The organism is Amycolatopsis sp. NPDC059027 (assembly GCF_042739735.1).
In the GTDB taxonomy this organism is placed as follows: domain Bacteria; phylum Actinomycetota; class Actinomycetes; order Mycobacteriales; family Pseudonocardiaceae; genus Amycolatopsis.
Genome location: NZ_JBHYIK010000035.1, coordinates 63,696 through 82,408 on the forward strand (window position 1 = coordinate 63,696; position 18,713 = coordinate 82,408).

At 67.4% G+C, this 18,713-nt stretch carries 16 protein-coding genes; 3 read left to right on the plus strand and 13 right to left on the minus strand.

Annotation, left to right across the window (positions count from 1 at the left end):
- The first annotated feature begins 23 nt into the window (after positions 1-23).
- The 3 genes from ACFWY9_RS24235 to ACFWY9_RS24245 all read left to right on the plus strand — a co-directional run bounded on the left by ACFWY9_RS24235 (position 24) and on the right by ACFWY9_RS24245 (position 3,182).
- Positions 24-920, plus strand: a complete 897-nt coding sequence (locus tag ACFWY9_RS24235) for a hypothetical protein (protein ID WP_378339996.1) — start codon at positions 24-26, stop codon at positions 918-920.
- Complete coding sequence (locus ACFWY9_RS24240; RefSeq protein ID WP_378339997.1) at positions 920-1,204, plus strand: hypothetical protein; 285 nt, start codon at positions 920-922, stop codon at positions 1,202-1,204. Before ACFWY9_RS24235 ends, ACFWY9_RS24240 begins: the two co-directional genes overlap by 1 nt.
- A 271-nt stretch (positions 1,205-1,475) precedes the next feature.
- Positions 1,476-3,182, plus strand: a complete 1,707-nt coding sequence (locus ACFWY9_RS24245) for an alpha/beta hydrolase (RefSeq protein ID WP_378339998.1) — start codon at positions 1,476-1,478, stop codon at positions 3,180-3,182.
- Positions 3,183-3,231: 49 nt separating this feature from the next.
- On the opposite strand, the gene ACFWY9_RS24250 is transcribed toward ACFWY9_RS24245, so the two are convergent.
- The 13 genes from ACFWY9_RS24250 to ACFWY9_RS24310 form a co-directional block, all read right to left on the minus strand.
- The gene (locus ACFWY9_RS24250) at positions 3,232-4,044 is read right to left on the minus strand and encodes an ABC transporter ATP-binding protein (protein WP_378328332.1); all 813 of its coding nucleotides are present in this window, start codon (positions 4,042-4,044) and stop codon (positions 3,232-3,234) included.
- Positions 4,044-5,141, minus strand: a complete 1,098-nt coding sequence (locus ACFWY9_RS24255) for a FecCD family ABC transporter permease (protein WP_378328331.1) — start codon at positions 5,139-5,141, stop codon at positions 4,044-4,046. Before ACFWY9_RS24255 ends, ACFWY9_RS24250 begins: the two co-directional genes overlap by 1 nt.
- Before the next feature lie 13 nt (positions 5,142-5,154).
- Positions 5,155-6,141: an ABC transporter substrate-binding protein gene (locus ACFWY9_RS24260; protein WP_378328330.1), complete on the minus strand. Its 987-nt coding sequence runs from the start codon at positions 6,139-6,141 to the stop codon at positions 5,155-5,157.
- A 109-nt stretch (positions 6,142-6,250) separates the two neighbouring features.
- Complete coding sequence (locus ACFWY9_RS24265; protein ID WP_378328329.1) at positions 6,251-7,006, minus strand: ABC transporter ATP-binding protein; 756 nt, start codon at positions 7,004-7,006, stop codon at positions 6,251-6,253.
- Entirely contained in the window at positions 7,003-8,004 is a 1,002-nt protein-coding gene (locus ACFWY9_RS24270) for a FecCD family ABC transporter permease (protein WP_378328328.1), read from the minus strand. Before ACFWY9_RS24270 ends, ACFWY9_RS24265 begins: the two co-directional genes overlap by 4 nt.
- A gap of 68 nt (positions 8,005-8,072) precedes the next feature.
- Positions 8,073-9,053 carry an ABC transporter substrate-binding protein gene (locus ACFWY9_RS24275; RefSeq protein WP_378328327.1) on the minus strand — a complete coding sequence of 327 codons (981 nt, stop codon included), beginning with the start codon at positions 9,051-9,053 and terminating at the stop codon, positions 8,073-8,075.
- Between the two features lie 55 nt (positions 9,054-9,108).
- Positions 9,109-9,873 (minus strand): class I SAM-dependent methyltransferase, encoded by a 765-nt coding sequence (locus ACFWY9_RS24280; protein WP_378328326.1) that lies wholly within the window; start codon positions 9,871-9,873, stop codon positions 9,109-9,111.
- Between the two features lie 58 nt (positions 9,874-9,931).
- On the minus strand, positions 9,932-11,770 hold the full coding sequence (locus ACFWY9_RS24285) for an ABC transporter ATP-binding protein (RefSeq protein WP_378328325.1): 1,839 nt from the start codon (positions 11,768-11,770) through the stop codon (positions 9,932-9,934).
- The gene (locus ACFWY9_RS24290) at positions 11,767-13,479 is read right to left on the minus strand and encodes an ABC transporter ATP-binding protein (RefSeq protein ID WP_378328324.1); all 1,713 of its coding nucleotides are present in this window, start codon (positions 13,477-13,479) and stop codon (positions 11,767-11,769) included. Before ACFWY9_RS24290 ends, ACFWY9_RS24285 begins: the two co-directional genes overlap by 4 nt.
- A gap of 103 nt (positions 13,480-13,582) precedes the next feature.
- The gene (locus tag ACFWY9_RS24295) at positions 13,583-14,686 is read right to left on the minus strand and encodes a PLP-dependent cysteine synthase family protein (RefSeq protein ID WP_378328323.1); all 1,104 of its coding nucleotides are present in this window, start codon (positions 14,684-14,686) and stop codon (positions 13,583-13,585) included.
- Complete coding sequence (gene hisC, locus ACFWY9_RS24300; RefSeq protein WP_378339999.1) at positions 14,683-15,825, minus strand: histidinol-phosphate transaminase; 1,143 nt, start codon at positions 15,823-15,825, stop codon at positions 14,683-14,685. The genes ACFWY9_RS24295 and hisC overlap by 4 nt, the downstream gene beginning before the upstream one ends.
- 31 nt (positions 15,826-15,856) lie before the next feature.
- Positions 15,857-16,834 carry an ornithine cyclodeaminase gene (locus tag ACFWY9_RS24305; protein WP_378340000.1) on the minus strand — a complete coding sequence of 326 codons (978 nt, stop codon included), beginning with the start codon at positions 16,832-16,834 and terminating at the stop codon, positions 15,857-15,859.
- A 29-nt stretch (positions 16,835-16,863) separates the two neighbouring features.
- A complete protein-coding gene (locus ACFWY9_RS24310) occupies positions 16,864-18,279 on the minus strand; it encodes an alanine racemase (protein ID WP_378340001.1) in 1,416 nt (471 codons plus the stop codon).
- Between the last annotated feature and the right edge of the window lie 434 nt (positions 18,280-18,713).

The following is an 18,713-nucleotide window of genomic DNA, read 5'->3' on the forward strand; positions in this document are numbered from 1 at the left end:
CGGCCGGTCGCTTGGGCCATTCGATGGACCTGCCCGGAGAGGTCGATCACAGTTCCCGCCCGGCCACCGTGGCTCTGTGGAATCTTCTCGTCGTCGTTATCGGAGTAACCCGACGAAAAATCCAACCCACGAAAGGGAAACCTGTGCACAGGTGGTTTCTCAGAGCGGCGGTCGCCATCGCGGTCCTGCTGGGCATGGCGCCCGTCATGGCGGTGACGGCACAAACCGCATCCGCCGCCGAATCGCCGATCGCGCCGCCGCTGCGGCACGGTGTCGCGTCCCGGACCTGGACCGTTCCGCACTACATCGCGGCATGGGAACGGTTTCACGATCGCCGGATGACCGCCGGCGAGCGTCACGACCTCGCTCGCGGATGTATCGGGGTCACCGTGGTGAACCTCGATCGCGAGGATGTCGGAAACCCACCCCTGTATCTGTCGTTCGGCAGGCTCGAAACCGCCGAGCGGGTACGGGACGCCTTGAACGAGATCGTCCAAAAGCATCCCAGCCCGAGGCAATACGACGATGCGGTGCGTGCGAACCCGCTGTTGAACCGGCTCGAGAACGTGGCCAAGGCCTTGCCCCGCTGGATCAGCACGGCCAAACTGAAGGCCGTGATCTTCTCGAAGCGGTTCTACTCCAAGCAGAACCCCCAATGGTCGGATGAGCACGCCAGGAAGGTGTACCGGCCGGATCCGGCTACCGATCAGGTCGACATGAGCACCTACCGGTACCGCGCGAAGCCCGGCTACGTCAATTTCGACTACGGATGGTTCGACCAGCAGACCGGCTCGTGGTGGCACGCCAACCACTCCGAGCCGGGAATGGAGGTCTACCAGAGCACGTTGAAGCATTATTCGAGGCCGCTGCTCGACTTCGACGAGCAGGTTTTCAGCGTGGCCTTCGCCGGAACAGACTGATGGCAGGCGACGACCGGGCCGGACAGGCGGTCACCCTGCGGGGAACCGCGGGCAACGCGCACGCGGGGGCGGTACTCGTCCGAGATCAGGAGCCACCGATCTACGTCGACGGGCTCACGGACTGGGGTGACCTCGCCGGCCAGGAAGTCGTCGTGACCGGAGTGCTCGTGCTCAGGTGGCTCACGCCGGAGCCGGCCACCCAGGGAGTCGTCAGCCACGGTGTTTCCGGCGCTGTCCGAATACTCCACGACGCGGTCTGGCGCAGGGCCACCACGCACGATTAGCCGGCCGCGGTCCCGTCAGGACTCGGGCGTGTCGTGACGGGACCGCCTGCCGAATTCATTCCACCGGCTCGCCGTGCTTTCCACTGAAGTGAAGAACTTTTCATCTTCGGCGGCTACATCGTTTGATTGAAGAGTGCCCGACTTTCGGATTGTCCTGCCGGCCGAAATGTGGCGTAGCCGGCAAAGCACGTGTCAGGGTGTCCGGATGCGTAGCAGGCACGAGATGGTCCACCGGCTGGGAATTTCCGGGCGGGGAGCTGGAGGAACTGTGGTGAGGAAGCTGACCGTGCTCCCCGTCGTCGCGGCGGTGGTGGGCGCGATGGTCGCCGGCGCGGCTCCGGCACTGGCGGACGCGCCCGTCAAAGCGCCCGGACAGCCGGTCGTGCCGAAGCGGTTCCTGGAGCAGAAGATCGACTGGAAACCCGGGTTCAAACCGGGCGAGATTCCCGACGCCCTCAAGGGAAAGCCCGGCGTCGAGCGCTACGAGGTCGGGACGATGACCGTACCGCAGAACTGGCACCACCCCGATGACGGGAAGACGATCACGGTCGCGGTGAGCCGGATCCGCAACGACAAGGGCGCCCCTCGCGGCAGCCTGGTGATCAACCCCGGTGGCCCCGGCGAACCGGGCCTGACCATGCCGCTGGTTTTCGGCAAGAACCAGCGCACCCGGATGCTGGACAGCTTCGAGCTCGTCAGCTTCGACCCGCGCGGTGTCGGGAAGAGCACCCACGTGAGTTGCGGAGGCGCCCTGGACAACGGCGCCGAGCTGGACCCGCGGGACCGGCGCCCGGCCAACATCAAGGCGATCCAGGACGCCAACGAGCAGAACCAGCGCGACTGCCAGCGTGCCGAGGGCGAACTCGGCACCACGATCACCACCGAGCAGACCGACGACGACGTCGACCTGCTGCGCGCGCTGCTGGGCCGGGAGAAGATCAGCTGGCTCGGGTGGTCGGCGGGAACCTGGATGGGCGCGCACTACGCGACCCAGTTCCCCGCGCGGGTGGACAAGTTCGTGCTCGACGCCAACACGAATTTCACCACCGATCTCGACACCTCGTGGAGCACGCAGCCGATGGGGTTCCAGCGGCGGTTCGACGTGGAGTTCCGGCCGTGGGCGGCGAAGTACGACAACGTGTTCCACCTCGGGACGACGCCGGCCGCGATCACCGCCGCGTACGAATCGATGCGTGCCGCGCTGGCCGCGAAACCGATCGACGACCCCGAACTGGGCAAGCTCGGGGCGGTCGACCTGGACAGCCTGATCACGCTCAACCTGTACTCCGCGGACAAGCAGTTCGTGAAGCTGGGCAAGGCCCTCGGTTCACTGAAGAAGGCCCTCGACAGCCGCGGCGGTGACGGGATCCAGAGCAAGCAACAACTGCGGGCCGATCTCGACGCGGCGCGCAAACCCGCCGATGACGCGAAGGAGAAGGAAGCGGAGAGCACGGTGTTCAACACCATCATGTGCAACGACACCGCTTGGCACGGCACGCGCGCGTCACGCCTCATCGAATCCACCGCGCTGGGCCTGCGTTACCCGTTGATGGGCTGGAGCTGGGTCGGCCAGATCTGCGACACCTGGAAACAGCCCGCCGACATCGCCCTGCCTGCCCCGACGGGCAAGGGGCTCCCGCCGATCCTGATGGTGCAGAACCGGCTCGACCCGGCGACGCCGTACGAAGGCGCGGTCGCGGCGCACCGGTCGTTCGAGAACTCGCGGCTGGTGCACATCGACGGCGTCGGCGACCACTGTGTCTACCTCGACGGCGTGCCCGAGATCGACAACCTCGTGGAGAGCTACTACCTCGACGGAGTCACCCCGCCGCGGGACAGCGCCCTCCACGTGCACAAGCCGCTCCCCGTGCCGACCGCCGACGGCAAGGCCGACGCCGACCGGGCGAAGGCGGCCAGTAACCCGTCGGTGGACAGCCGTCAGCTGACCGCCGAAGCCACCGGAAAGCTCAACCTCTGACCCGTTCCGCACCGAACCTCCGCGGTGGGTGGCGTCGAACGGCCGCCACCTACCGCGGATCGTCCTGCATCGCTTTCCTGGCAGTCGTTTCCCTCACGGCAGCCAGGTAGGTGACGCGGAGAGCGCCGGTGGTGGGTTCGCGGTCGATGAGCACGTTGACGCCGTAGACCGACTCGATCAGCTCGGCGGTCAGCACGGTCCCGGGGGTTCCCGCGTCGACCACCTGTCCGTGATCGAGGATGACGACGTGGTCGCAGTAGCGGGCGGCCAGGTTGAGGTCGTGCAGCGCGACGACGCAGGTGACATCCAGCGTTCCCAGCAGATCGAGGAGTTCGAGCTGGTGCCGGATGTCGAGGTGGTTCGTGGGTTCGTCGAGGAGGATTTCGCGGGGCTCCTGGGCGAGGGCGCGGGCGAGCTGGGTGCGCTGTTTCTCGCCTCCGGAGAGGGTGTGCCAGCTCCGGTGTTGTTTGTCGGCGACGTCGACCCGTTCCAGCGCCGCGTCGACGATCCGCCGGTCGTGGTCGGTCAGTGCGTCGAAGCGTCCCCGGAAAGGTGTGCGGCCGAGTTCCACGACCTGGCGGACGCTGACGTGGTTGTGGGCGGTCACGTCCTGTTCGACGACGGCGAGCCGCCGGGCGAGCGCACGGCGGCCGAGGTCACGCAGGCTGGTGTCGTCATATCGGACGGTTCCGGTGTCCGGGCCGCGCAATCCGGCGAGCAGGCGCAGCAGGGTGGATTTCCCTGAGCCGTTGGGGCCGAGGAGCCCGACGATCTTCCCATCGTGGGCCGCCATCTCGATGTTGTCCAGCAGCCGATGCCCCTTGACCGACCAGGAGAGTTCGGAGGCGGTGATGCGACCCATCAGGACCCCAGCCGCTTCAGGACCAGTGCGAAGGCGGGTGCGCCGAGCAGTGCGGTGATGACGCCCGCGGGCAGTTCGTGTGGCGAGAACGCGGTGCGCGCGAACGTGTCCACCCAGACAAGGAAAATGGCACCGGTGATCGCGGCAAGGGGAAGCAGCGAGCGGTGCATCGGGCTCGCCAGGATGCGGACGACGTGCGGGATCAGCAACCCGATGAACCCGATCGCGCCCGAGGCCGCCACGGCGGCCGCCGTGATGACCGAGGTCAGCACCATCAGCCAGACGCGCGCCGCGGTGACATTGATCCCCAGTGCGGCGGCGGAGTCCCAGCCGAACGTGAAGGCGTCGAGGGCGGGCGCGAAGAACAGGATGGCAAGCACCCCGATCAGGATGATCACGCCGGTGACGGTCACCCCCTCCCACCGGGCGCCCGCGAGGGTGCCGAGCAGCCAGTAGGTGAAGCCGCGGGTGGAGTTCGCGTCCCCGCTGACCATGAGGATGACCGAGGTGACCGCGGCGAAGAACTGGGACACGAGCACGCCGGTGAGCACCACGCGGGAGGGGCTGGCGACGCGGCCCCCGCCGAGCAGGACCAGCAACACGGCGAAGGAGACCAGGCCGCCGAGGAAGGCCCCTGTCGAGAGGGAGATGCTCCCGCCGATGCCCAGCAGGAGGACGGCCACCGCGCCGGTCGAGGCGCCGGAGGACACGCCCAGGAGGTAAGGGTCGGCCAGCGAGTTCCTGGTGACCGCTTGCAGCACCGCGCCGGAGACCGCCAGTGCCGTGCCCACGACGGCGGCCAGCAGCACCCGCGGAAAGCGCGACTCCCAGATCAGGGCGTCCAGCAGCTTCGGCAGTGGCGGAGTGGGGGCGATCCCGCCCAGGCCGACATGCCTCAGGATCGTGGAGACGACGTCAAGGAGACCGATGTTCGCGCTCCCGAGCAGGGACGCCGCGACGACCGACACCAGCAGCCCGGCCGTGGCCACGAAGAAGAGCGCCACGGTCGAGGCGCGCCGCGGGCGCACCGGAGCCGTCTCGCCACCGGTGCCCGGATTCTTGGCGCGCCCGACAGTCCTTTTTGAACTCGTCGTCATGGCAGTAAGCCGTTCATCGGATCTTGTTCAGGCCTTCGACGAGCGCGGGAACCATGTACGCGCTGCCGTAGCCGGGATCCATGTGAGCCCCCGGGACGGTGATGAACCGATCGGCGGCCACCGCACCGAGCTTGCTGGTCAGGGGGTCCTTCTTGAGCAGGTCGATCTTCTCCCGCGCGGTGTCGTTGGGTTCGCCGCGGGTCAGGTCGCCCAGGATGATGACGTCGGGATTCCTTGCGGCGACCGTGTCCCAGCTCACCTCGGCCATCTTGGTCGACAAATCGGCGAAGATGTTCTCGACTCCGACCAGATCGGACACATGCTGCGGCAGACCGCCGGGACCCGCCGCCCACGGAGTGCCACCGTACGTGGAGTAGAACCACATCACCTTCAACGGCTTGTCCCGCTTCTTGACGGCGGCGAGCGCATTGCCGACGACGGCCTGCTGCTCGGCCACCAGCTTCTCCCCCGCGGCCGGCACATCGAGGATCTTGGCCAGCCGGCGGTACTCCTCGTACAGCATCGGGAAACCCGCGCCCGGCACGCTGACGTGCTCGGTGCAGTCGAACTCGGTCACGTAGGTCGGCACGCCCAGGTTGTGCAGCTCCGCGCGATCGCCGGAACGCGCCGCGGTGAGAAAGCTCCCGAACGAGCTGTAAACGAAGTCCGGCTGGGCTTCCAGCAGCTTCTCGTGCTTGATCTCCTGCCCGTGCGCGGACAGGATCGGGATCTTCTTGTACTGCGCGGAGATCTCCTCCGGCGTCGTGAAGATCTCGTACCCCGATCCGGCGATCCGGTCGCCTGCCCCCAGGTGGATGAGGATCTCGGCGGCGGTCTGGTTCAAGGTGACGACTCGCCGCGGCGCGGCCTTGTAGGTCACGTCGGTGCCGCAGTTCTTGATGGTGAACGGGTAGCCCGCCGCCGTTCCCTGTCTGCCCGCGTCGGAAGAACCGGCACCGGCGCAACCCGCGAGCGCGAGCGTCGTTACGGAGAAAAGCACAGTGATAATCGTTTTCGTTTTCACTAACCAGACCTTAGCAGGACGCCTGTGAGTACAGAAGGGACCGCGGTGGAAGCGAATGGATTTCCGCCGGGGCGGGCTGGGCACGTCATCGGTAGTGGACCCGGACGTCGCCACAGCGGTCGAGTCCGACTTCCGCGTCCACGGTGAACACCTCCCGGATGCGCGCGGGCGTCAGCACATCGAGCGGGACACCGGAGGCCGCGACCCTGCCCTGGTCCATCAGCACCAGCCGGTCGCAGAACCGTGCCGCCAGCGCCAGATCGTGCAGAACGATCACCACGGTCTGGTCGGCCGCGGCCAGCAGGCGCAGGAGATCGAGCTGGTGCCGGATGTCGAGGTGGTTCGTGGGTTCGTCGAGCAGGATGGCCGAAGGCTGCTGCGCGAGCGCGCGAGCGATGTGCGTGCGCTGACGCTCCCCGCCGGAGAGGGTTTTCCAGTGCCTGGCACGCAGTTCGGTCAGGCCCATGCGGTCCAGCGCCGCCTCCACCACAGCGTCGTCGCGCTGGTCCCGGCTTCGCCAGTTCGCGCGGAACGGGGTGCGGCCCAGATCCACGACGTCGGCCACGCGAAGGTCGCTCTCGGTCTCCGTGTATTGGTCCACAAAGGCCACACGACGCGCGATGCGCTTGCTGTCCCAGTCCGAGATGTCCGCACCGTCGTACCGGATGGACCCCCGGGCGGGCCTGCGCAGTCCGGCGACACACCGCAGCAGCGAGGACTTGCCGGACCCGTTCGGCCCCACCAGGCCCAGTACTTCGCGGGTGCCGACGCTCAGTGCGACGTCGTCGACAATCCTTTTGCCGGGTACGCCCCAGCTCAGGGATTCCACATCGATTCTCACAGCTCTCCCCGCCTGCGCAGAATGAGAAGGAACAGCGGGACGCCGATCACGGCGGTGATGACGCCGACCGGCGCCTCCCTCGGCGCCAGGGCGACCCGGGCCAGCGCGTCGGTCCACACCAGGAACAGCGCGCCCATGATGGCGGCGAACGGTGTGAGAACCCGGTGCCGGGGGCCGACCATGAACCTGGCGGCGTGCGGAACGATGAGGCCGACGAAGCCGACGGCACCGACCGAGGCGACCGCGACCGAGGTCAGCAGCGCGGTCATGACGAGTGTGCCGATCCGGGTCGCGCGCACGCTGATCCCGAGCGACTCGGCGGTGTCCTCGCCGAACGCGAACGCGTCCAGTGCCTGGGACCGGTTCCAGCAGGCCGCCACTCCGACAGCGCAGGCGATCGCGCAGACGACGACCGAGTCCCAGCGGGCGGAGGTCATCGAGCCCAGCAGCCAGTAGGTGATGGCGCGGGTGGTCTCCGCGTCCGCCGAGGCCATGATGAGCAGTGAGGTCAGCGCGGCGAAGAGCTGGCCGACGACAACGCCGGTCAGCACGATGCGGACCGTCCGCATGCCCCCGCGCAGCAACAGCATCATCAGGCCGAAGGACAGCAACGCGCCCAGCAGCGCCCCGCCGGACAACCCGAGCGCGCTCCCGCCCAGGCCGAGCAGCGTCATGGACACAGCGCCCACCGAGGCACCATTGGACACGCCGAGCAGGTACGGGTCGGCCAGTGCGTTGCCGGTCAGGCCCTGCAACACGGTTCCGGACACGGCCAGCATCGCGCCGATCAGTGCCGCCAGCAGCACCCTGGGGACACGGAGCTGCCAGATCAGCGAGTCGAGCAGCCGAGGCAGCGGCTCCACCGGCAGCCCGAGGCGGGTGCCGACGGCGCGAGCCAGTTCCGACAGGCCGACACCGTTGGCGCCCACGCAGGTGGCGATCCCGACGGACAGCGCCAGCGCGGCCAGGCCGATGACGAACAGCATCCAGGTCGGCATCGCGGTGCGCCGTGTCCCGGCTCCGTCAGTCTTGGGGGGCGGGGCCAGGACACGGTTCTCCGAAGTCGTCAACCCAGCGCCGCCAAACCGTCGTTGATCAGCTTGAGCGCGTGCACGCTGCGCACCGTTGCGTCGAGTTCCGGGCCGGGGACGGTCACGAACCGGCCGGCGCGGACGGCACTCACCTGCGAGAGCACCGAGTTGGCGCGCATCAGCTGGACCTTCTCGTCGGCGGTGTCACCCTGTTCGCCCCGGTCGGGCAAGTTGGCGAGCACGATGATCGACGGGTTGCGGGCGGCGATCTGGTCCCAGCTGACCTCGGGCCAGTTGCTGTCGACGTCGTCGAAGACGTTCGTGACGCCGAGGACGCGGCTCATGTTGGCGGGCATCCCGCTGCCGCCCGCCACATGCGGCGTGCCGTTGTAGACGGAGTACAGGAAGGCCACCGTCGGCTTGGTCCTCCGGGCCGCGCCAGCCTTCTCCGCCTCGGCGATCACCGCGCGCTGCTTGCCGATCAGATCGGCGGCTCGTTCGCGGACGCCGAAGATCGTGCCGAAGTTCTCGTAGTCGCTGAACAGCCGCTCGAACGGGGTTTTGTCCGGCTGGTACTTCGGACAGCCCACCGCGCTCACATAGGACGGTACGCCGAGGGTGGCCAACTCGTCCCGGGTGCCGACCCGTTCACGGGTGAAGCGGCTGGGATACGCACTGGCGACGAAGTCGGGGTCGGCGGCGCGGAGTTGCTCTCCGGTCGGCTCCTTGGGGTTGAGCATCGGGATCGTCGCGTATTCGGCGCGGTACTCCTCCGCCACGGGCCCCGACCGCACGGCGGTCCCCGCGATGTGGTCGCGCAGGCCGAGCGCCAGGAGCGTCTCGGTGGTCTCCTGATCGAGTGCGACGGCGCGCCGCGGCGGCTGATCCACCCGCACCCGCACGCCGCAGTTCTCGACGGCGGTGCCGCCGGCCGTGACGTCCGGTTTCCCCGCGCTACAGCCCGCGGTCACCACCAGGAGGCCGGCCAGGGCGCACAGGCGCAGGCGATGCAACATTGATGACTCCCCAAACAACTGCGAACGATCAACGAACCTGACCCGACGACCGATTTCACCCTTGATAGGTCGCGGTCACATACAACATGGAACCCTCCAGATCCGACGGGTTCAGGTCGATGTTGTCATACATCACGACGTCGCCGAATCCATGCGACGTCAAATAGTACTCCAGCTCCATGGGGAAGAAGAGACGGTAACTCGTCACTTCCTCCTCCGCGGCACCTCCCGGTAGCGACCAGTTCAGGTGCCGGGTAAGGATTTGCCGACGACGGTCGACGGTGAACGAGGCTTCGCCCGTCGCCTTGAAATCCTCTCGCTCAATGGCGAAACTGCTCTTCGCCCCCAGCGCGGACAAGTCACCGACAGGATTGTGCGTACCGAGCACGAGCAGCGCACCGGGATTCGCATGGACCGCGAACGTCTCCATCACCCTCGCGATGTCCGCACACGAGTGCACGTTCTCGATCACCCACCCCAGGCAGGTGATCACATCGAACTTCCGGCCAACCCGGACATCGCGAACGTCGCCCACCTCGAATCGCATGTCCGGGTATTGGTCACGGGCGTAGGCGACCATCCCTTCCAGGTAATCGACGCCGGCGCACTCATAGCCGGCTTCGTTCAGGTAAGCGAGTTTGTAGGCAGTGCCACACCCAAGGTCGAGTACTGAACTCGGCGGCGTTTTCCCGTTCCGGGCCAGCAGCTCGTGAGTCATCCTCGTCAGGCGGATGCCGGTTTCGTCGAACCGATAGATCGAATCGTACAGTTCCGGGCTACGGTAAAGAAATCCGGTGGTGTTCGCGGTTACCGAATCCAAAGTCTGCTCCTTCTTCTGGTGAGGTTCTGGTGCTGCCGGGCCGGAACGCCGCCGTCGGTCAGGAACCCTGCCCGACGAATCCTTCGAGTTGTGAGGCGAGTAGTTCGACGTAGGCGCCGTTGCGAGCGAGGAGTTCCTCGTGGGTTCCGGTTTCGGCGACGCGTCCGTCGGAGATGACGACGATCCGGTCGGCGGTCCGGATGGTGGAGAGCCGGTGGGCGATGACCAGGGTGGTGCGGCCGTGCCGGGCTTCGTCCATCGCCTGGGTGACCGCCTGCTCGCTGGCGGCGTCGAGGTTCGACACCGCCTCGTCCATGACGAGGATCGGCGCGTCCTTCAGCAGGGCCCGCGCGATCGCGATCCGTTGCCGCTGCCCGCCGGACATGAGCGCGCCGAGTTCGCCCGCGACGGTGTCGTATCCGTCCGGCAGCGTCGTGATGAACTCGTGGGCCTGTGCGGCCCGCGCGGCGGCCTCGACCTCGTCGTCGGAGGCATCGGCACGGCCGAGCCGGATGTTGTCGCGCAGGCTGGTGTTGAACAGGAAGGTGTCCTGCGGCACCAACGTCATGAGACGGCGGAGATCCTCCTGGGGGAAATCGCGAACGTCGTGTCCGCCCACGGAAACCGAGCCGGCGGTGACGTCCCAGAACCGCAGCAGCAGGTTGGCGCAGGTCGATTTGCCCGCACCGGAGTGGCCCACCAGCGCGACGGTTTCGCCGGGGCGGATCTCGAAACCGACATCGCGCACGGCGGGCCGCAAGTCGCTCCGATAGGCGAAGGTCACGGCATCGAAGCGGACATGCGGCACGACCGGGCCCGCCGGCGCCTGGCTGACCAGGTCCGAGACCGGAGCCGGCGCGTCGAGCAGCGTGTTGATGCGGTCGGCCGACGACGCGACAATGGACAACTCGCGCGCGACCTCGGTCACCTTCAGCACTGGCAGCATCGCCATCCCGGCGAGCACGACAGCGACAGGGAAGAGCGAGCGGTCGAGTTCGCCCGCGATGACGAGCCGCGCGCCCAGGACGAGCACCGCGAGGATTCCCAGGAGGGCGATGGTGTCGGTGGCGGTGTACTCGATGCCGCTGCGGCGTCCGTGCCCGGACTTCGCTTTGGCCAGCCGGACGCTCTGCTTGCGCAGCAAGCCGAGCCGCTGGGCGTGTGCGCCGAAGTTCACCAGCTCGCGCAGGCCCTGGAAGGTGTCGGTGCTGTCGGCGCTCATCCGGCCGAGGGAGTCGCGCAGTTCGTGTCCATGTCGTTCGGCCTGACGCCGCAACCATGCCGGGACCGAGGCGATCAGCAGCAGAACCGGAACCAGAACGCAGGCGAGTGACCAGTGGAACCAGCACAGCGCGACCGTGGTGGCCACCGGAACGGTCGACGCGACGGCGAGCGGGCTGAGCGTGTGGGCGAAGAACAGCTCGATCTGCTCCACGTCGGAAACGGCGGCCGAGCCGAGATCGCCGGAACGCCGTTCGAGCATGTAACCGGGCGAGAGCCGTTCGAAGGCGTTGAACACCTTGGCCCGGGTGTCGGCCAGTGCGCGGAAGGCGGCGACGTGGGCGTAGGTGCTGTCGGCGATGTTCAGGACGACCAGCGGCACGATCAGGCAGCCGAGCGCGATCAGCCAGCCGGTGAGCTGGCCCGGCGAGGCGCCCGCGGCCGCCCGTGCCACCACATACGCGCCGATCCCGGACGAGGCGAGCAGGAGCAGCTGGTGCAGCACACCGGCCAGATAGGCCACCGTGATGAGCCCGCGATGCGGGCCCAGCAGGGGCATCAGGCTCCTCAGCCTGGCGACCAGTGACCGGCGTGGCACCGGCGCGCCGCCGTGGCCGTCTTCGACGCCGTGGCCGTGCCCATGTCCGTGGGTGTGGATGTCGAGGGTCGAGGTCATTCCGGCGCTCCAGTCTGGGTCGCGACGAGTTCGGCGTAGAGGCCCTTGCGTGCCACGAGATCCGGGTGACTGCCGAACTCGACGATCCGGCCGGAGTCCATCACCACGATCCGGTCGGCGTCGCGCACCGTGGACAGGCGGTGCGCGATGACGATCGTCGTCCGGCCGCGGGTCAGGTCGCCGAGAGCTTGCGTGATCTCCGCTTCGTTGGCGGCGTCGACGCTCGAGGTCGGCTCGTCGAGGACGAGCACGGGAGCGTCCTTGAGCAGCGCACGGGCGATCGCGATGCGCTGACGCTCGCCACCGGACAGTTTCAGGCCGCGTTCACCGACGACCGTCTCGAAGCCTTGGGGCAGGCGGGCGATGAAGTCCGCCGCCTGTGCGGCGGTCACCGCGCGAGCGATCTCCTCTTCGGTGGCATCGGGTTTCGCGAGCAGCAGGTTCTCCCGGACCGTGCCGTGGAACAGGTACGTGTCCTGCGCCACGACGCCGACCAGTGATCGCAGGTCGGCCAGCGGGAACTCGCGGATGTCACGGCCGTCGACACGGACGGAGCCCGCATCGGCGTCGAAGTACCGCATCAGCAACCCGAGCAACGTACTCTTGCCCGCGCCGGAACGGCCCACGATGGCCACCCGCTCACCCGGCGCGACCACCAGGCCGAACCCGTCCAGCGCCGGTGCGCTCCGGGTCGGGTAACTGAACCGGAGATCGCGGAACTCCAGACCGGGCGGGTTCTGCCGCAGGGCGGGGGCCGCAGCCGCGGTATCCGGCACGTCCGCTTCGAGGCGAAGGATATCGGCGATCGCCTGGCCGGCCGGGATGGCGTGGTACGCCGCGTGGTAGGCCCCCTCCAGCTCCTGCATGGGCCGGAAGGTCTCGCGGGTCAGCATCAGAATCGTGAACAGTCCCGCGACACTCACCACGCCCGTGGCGGCGTGCCAGGAACCCAGTGCCACCGCGGCCGTCGTGCCGATCGGCACCATCAACGCCGCGATACCCGAGGTACCGCACCACGCGACCATCAGGCCGATGGAATCCCGGCAGAACGCGTCACCACGCTCGACCATCTCCCGGCCGCGCCTGCCACTGGCATTGAACGCCTTGAGCGTCCCCATTCCCTGCACCGCGTCCAGGCTCTCGGAGTACATACCCCGGTAGGACACCATCCAGCGGCTGCCCCGTTCCCTGATCGCCTTTTCCCCGAACAACTTGGACAGCGGCGCCAGCAGAGCACACACGAGCACGACGAGGCCCACCACCGGGTCGACCGCGATCACGTACACCGAAGCGAGGCAGGACCCCAGCACGGACGCCACCACCGTAGGGACGAACCGCCCCAGCAGCGGGTCGAGCAGTTCCACCGAGTCGACCAGTGTCGACTGCAGATCACCGGTACGCATCCGCTGCGCCTGCCCGGGCCCGATCTCCATCAGCTTCAGCGTCAGCCCTTCGCGCACCGCCTCCTTCACCCGCGCCGATACCCGCGGGGCCCACCAGTCGCGCACCACGACCAGCGCGATCCGAGCCAGCTGCAGCACGCCGATCGCGGCCAGAGATGTCAGCAGACCACCGGCGTCAACCGACGAAAACACCCGGAACAACAAATTCGCGATCAGCAAGCCCTGACCCACATACGTCGCCGTCGCCAGCAACGTCAGCACGACAAGACCGGCTATCCCTGCCCAGGCCCGCGGACGCAAGCTCACGAACAACCTCATTGTCGACCACACGGCCACACCTCCACAAAATATCGCTTACGAACAAATCCACGGACCCACCGGTTGCGACTGCCGTTTACCCCGGCGGCCTTCAGCGTGGAGAGGTTTGTTCGAAACGATAATGTTCATTTCCCGCCACTTGCGGGTGGACAGGTAGAGTAGTGAGTAAACGGGGCTCGTCAGGTGCCTTTCCGATTCCGCCGACCGGCGGGCGCCGCAGCATCGAGGCGATCCTGTCGACGACCTGCGCGTCGAACAAACCGTTGGCCGCCATCCACTCGTCGTTGAACACGGTGTCCAGGTACCGCTCGCCGCCGTCGCACACCAGCACGACGATGGTCGTTTCGGGCCCCACGCTCTGCGCGCGCTCCAAGGCCTTGTAGACCACGCCGCCCGCCGAGCCGCCGATCAGAATGCCGAAGTTCCTTGCCAGGTAACGACAAGTCTCGAAGGCCTCCGCATCGCTGACCTTGCTCCCCTCGTCGATCACGTCGTAGTCGAGAACATCGCAGATTTCCGAGACTTCCGGCGTCCCCGTACCGGACTGGTGGTAAGGCGCCTGTTCCCCGCCGAAGTTGACGGAGCCCACCGGCTCGACACCGATGACCTTCAGGTCCGGGACACGCTCCCGCAGGACTCGGCCGGTGCCGCTGAGCGAACCACCGGTGCCGACCGCCCCGTACAGGTAATGGATGTCCTCGCCCAAGTCGTCGTACAACTCGAGGGCGAGCGGCCGGTAGCCGTTGGGATTCCCCTGATTGCAGTCCTGCGCGGTGAGGTACGCGCCCTGCTCGGCCGCGAACCGGCGAGCCCCGGCGTAGCGTTCGGCCGTGGCCAGCCCTTCCTGGTCTCCGGCGATGTTGTGCAGCTCGGCACCGTAGGCGAGCATCCCGCGCAGCTTGTCGACACTGGAGTGGTTGTCCACCACAGCGGTGAACTTGTAGCCGCGTTCGGCGGCGATGAGCGCCAGGCCGAGCCCGGTGTTGCCGGAGGTGGCCTCGACCAGCCACCCGCCAGGGGCGAGCAGCCCCTGCTCCTCGGCCTCGTCCACCATGTTCCTGGCCATCCGGATCTTGGCGGTGCCGGTGGGGTTGAACTGCTCCAGCTTCAGCAGAACGGTTCCCGCCCCCTCCGCCACCGCCAGCCTGAGCAGCGGCGTCCGCCCGATCAGGTCGGATACTCTGTCCTTGATCATCGCGTTCCCTTCGCGCGGATCTCCGCCAGACATCGCACGAAGACGTCGTTGTCTTCGGGGGTCGACAGTGAGGCTCGGATGAAGTTCTCGTATCCCGGCTCTCGCCACGCCTTGACGATGATTCCGGCGCGGTGCAATTCCTGGGCCACCCAGTCGGAGTGGTGGCCGGTATCGATGAACAGAAAGTTGGCCGAGGACGGCGCCACGCGGAAGCCCTTGCCGCGCAACCGATCCGTGACCCTGGCGAGTTCCAGACCGGTGCGGCGCACCGTTTCCGCCAGGTACGCGTGGTCCCCCAGCGCGGCGATGGCGGCGTCCTGTGCCAGTTGGTTGACGTTGTAGGGAGTGCGGACCCGGTCCAGTGCCTTGACCAGTTCGGCGGCGGAGGCGACGCCGAACCCCACCCGGATGCCCGCGAGGCCGTAGGCCTTGGAAAAGGTGCGCAACACGATCCACGGCCGGTCCTGCCCGCGCAGCACCGCGAGCCCGTCGGGGTACGCCGGGTTCGGACGGGCGAACTCGCAGTACGCCTCGTCGAGCACCAGCAGGGCCGCCTGGGGGGTGTCGGCCACAACGCGTTCCAGTTCCCCGACATCGAGCATCGCGCCGGTGGGGTTGCACGGGTTGGCGAGGAAAACGAGTTTCGGGCCCGCGGCCAGCGCGTCACCCCAGGCGGCCGCGTCGAACCCGAACTCGGCGGTGACCGGGACCTTCTCGACCCGGGCGCCCATCATGCGCGGGAAGATCTCGTGCAGGCTGAACCCCGGCGCCTGGGTGATCACCAGGTCGCCAGGGTCGAGTACGGCCTGGCACACCAACTCCAGGATGTTCTCCGAACCGTTGCCGAGCACCACGCGCTCGGCAGGCACGGCCAGGCTCTTTCCGATGGCCTCGGCCAGCCGCTTGCCGGTGGGGTCGGGATAGCGGGAGACGCCGCCGGCCAGGCGCAGCCGCACAGCTTCGGCGACCGCGGGCGAGGCACCGAACGGGCTCTCGTTGTTGGAAAGCTTGATAACGCGGGCGGCGCCGCTGAAGGCGGCCACCTCGTCCGGGTCGGCGCCGGGATCGTAGGCGGGCAGGCCCGCCACCTCCCGGCGCACCAAGGACGCTGAAGTCTCCGGTTCGAGGACGTGGTTCACGAGACGATCACCGCGACAGAGGTGAAGGTGCTCACCAGAAGCCGACCCTTTCCCCTCGCCCGGCCGCCAGCGCCAGATCGGCGATGTACCGGCCCAGCGCGGCGTCGGTGACCGCCATACCGCTGTTGTAGGCGAAAACCACGTCGCCGGGATCGCGCCGGGCCTGCGCACGGCCGAGCAGGATGTCCGGCAGTTCGGCGTCCACCGGGGGCAGGCTGCCGTCCGCCGCCCGCAGTTTGCCGCAGGTGACGTGCATCTGGGTGGTGTTGGTGGCGATCCGGTAGTCCGCGCCGTGGAACACGTCGTGCACGCCGTAGCCGAGCAGCACGGAGATCGATCCCGGTTTCACCCACTCGCGCTGGACCACCTCCGTCACGGACAGACCGGAGGCGCCGATCAGGATGTCCGCTTCGCCCGCGGCTTTCCGGAGGTCGTCCACGATCTCGACCTCGCGGCCTCCGGCACTCTCCTGAACGGCGCGCAAACCGTCGGGATAGGTGCCGAACACCTGCAGCCGCTCCAAATCCGGAAGCGCGGCGAGCAGCATCGGCAATGCCATCTGCCCCTGGACGCCGGTGCCGACGACCAGCGCGCTGCGGGCGTCGGGACAGGCCGCGCGAGCGAACAACGCGCTGGTGGCCGAGGACCGCAGCGGCCCGAGCTTCACCACGTCCATCAGCGCGATCGGCGCCCCGGTGGTGTCGTCGGCGATGAAGATGAACGAATGAAACCGGTAACTGTCCCGGCGGCGGCTTGGATCGAACTCGTAGACGGCTTTGAAGCACACGGTGTCGCTGGCGGCGTCCCTGGCCACCATCGAATAGCTCAGCGAGTGATCGTCCGGGTCCTCGATGACCGTCTTCACCGGGCTGTCCGACCCGTTTTCGCGCACTGCGCGGTAGGCCCGCTCCACGACTTCGAGCACCTGCCGGTAGTCGAAGTCCAGGCCTTCTTGCTGCGACTGCGGCAACAACCACAGCTGCCCAGGCGCGGCGTAGCTCTGTGACATTCGAGACTTCTCCTTTGTTCTGAGCGGGTTCAGATGCCATCCAGTCGCCAACGGGGCGATGCTCCGCCGTCGCCGAGCCGGATAACCGCTTTCAACGGCAGCGCGGTGTCATGGAACCGTGATTCGAGGAAGTCCATGTGATAGCCGGCGGTGTTGAAATAGACCAGGTGGTCGCCGGGCCGCACGGGCCGGGGGAACCCGATCTTCCGCCAGGTCACCATGTCGTTTTCCAGACAGGTCGAACCCGCGACGCAGGCCGGGAACACCTCGTCGGCGGCGGGCTCGGCGGAGATCAGCAGAGGATCCGGGAGGTAGTCGGTGTTGAACCACGGTTCGCTCAGACTGAGGCTGTTGCCCGCGACGGTGACGATCGCGTACCCGTCGGTGTCCCGCCGGTCCTCGACCTGCTGCACGCGGTACACGGTGAATCCGGCCTGGTCCAACAGCGACCGGCCGGGTTCGACGAGGAAACGGATGCCGTTGCGAGCCGCCTTCGCCGACAAGCTCTCGTCACCGTCCACCGGGTGACTCATGATCATGCGCGCCGCCTCAGCGGGAGAGTGCCCTCCGTACGGATAGAAGGAGAAACCCCTGGAGGCCTTGGTCCCGTGGTAGTGGGCAGGCTCGTTCTGCCGGAGGAATTCGTCCCAGAGTCCCGGCTCGACATAGCGCATCGGTAACCCGCCGCCGATGTCGACCAGTTCGGCCGACCGCGCACCCCGCCGCCGGGCATCGAGGCAGTGCTCGATCATCTCGTTCGCCGCCATCGCGCGCTCCCCGGGAGAGTAACCGTTCAAATGAAACGAGAATCCCTGGAATCGAACGTGGCCCGCGAGTTCCATACACAGGCCGACGGCCGCGTCGCGTTCGGCGGCGGCCATGCCGAAGCGGCTGCCCGGTTGACCGGACGTCCGGGATCGCAGCAGCACGCGGACCCGCCGGTCCGCGAGCCGCGCTGTCGCGGCCAACCTGCGAAGCTCGCTGATCGAGTCGATCGCGACCAGGCAGTTGTGCTGGACGGCGAGAGCATGCAGGGTGTCGTCCTTCTCCGGACCGGAAATACCGATCCGATGTCCGGGCACCCCGCCTGCCAGAGCCTTGACCAGTTCGGCGCTGCTGGCGACGTCGATTCCGGCACCGAGAGCGGCAGCCGAGGAGACGTAGCAGTCGGCCTTGTTCGCCTTCTTGGCGAACAGGATGTCGACGTCGGCGCCCGACTCGATGAACGCCTGCCGGAGGCCGGCGACGTTCTCCTCGAAGACTTCCGGCAGCACGACATGCAGTGGTGACCCCAGGCCGTCCAGCAGGTCGGCCAGCAGGGCTCGGTGATCCTCCAGGAGGGTGGTGACGGCGGGATGCCGAAGGGCGGTGAGCGGGAACGGCTGGACTCCGGTCAGCAGAGACCCTTGTCCTTGTCGCGGCATGAGCACCCCATCCTTATACATGAAAACGATAATCATTTGCAACAGCTGCGTGAGGCTGACGACACCCACGCGCGCCGGCGCCCAACGCAGCGCAGTGGAGCCGGGTTTGCCGTGTCGATGTCAGACAGCGGTTCGAGTGAGACGTCGCACCCCGGATTGCAAGTCGGTCAGAACATTGTTCACACCGAATCCGCCAGCACCCTCTCCTGGACAGCAGGCCTGTCCGGCAGGGAGTCGAACACGGGTAACCGGTCGACATTCCCCTTCGGAAGCGATGCGCCTACCGCGAAAACCATGGCTCCCCTTGGTACTTGTCAACCATTTGTCACATTCACATATTGCCGACTCGTCATATTTCGGCACTAACCGCACCATGAGGATTACCTGGACCAGCAAGTCGACGACTTTCCAGAAGTCGAAAACACTCCGTCCGCAGCAGGTTCACCGCAGGTCGC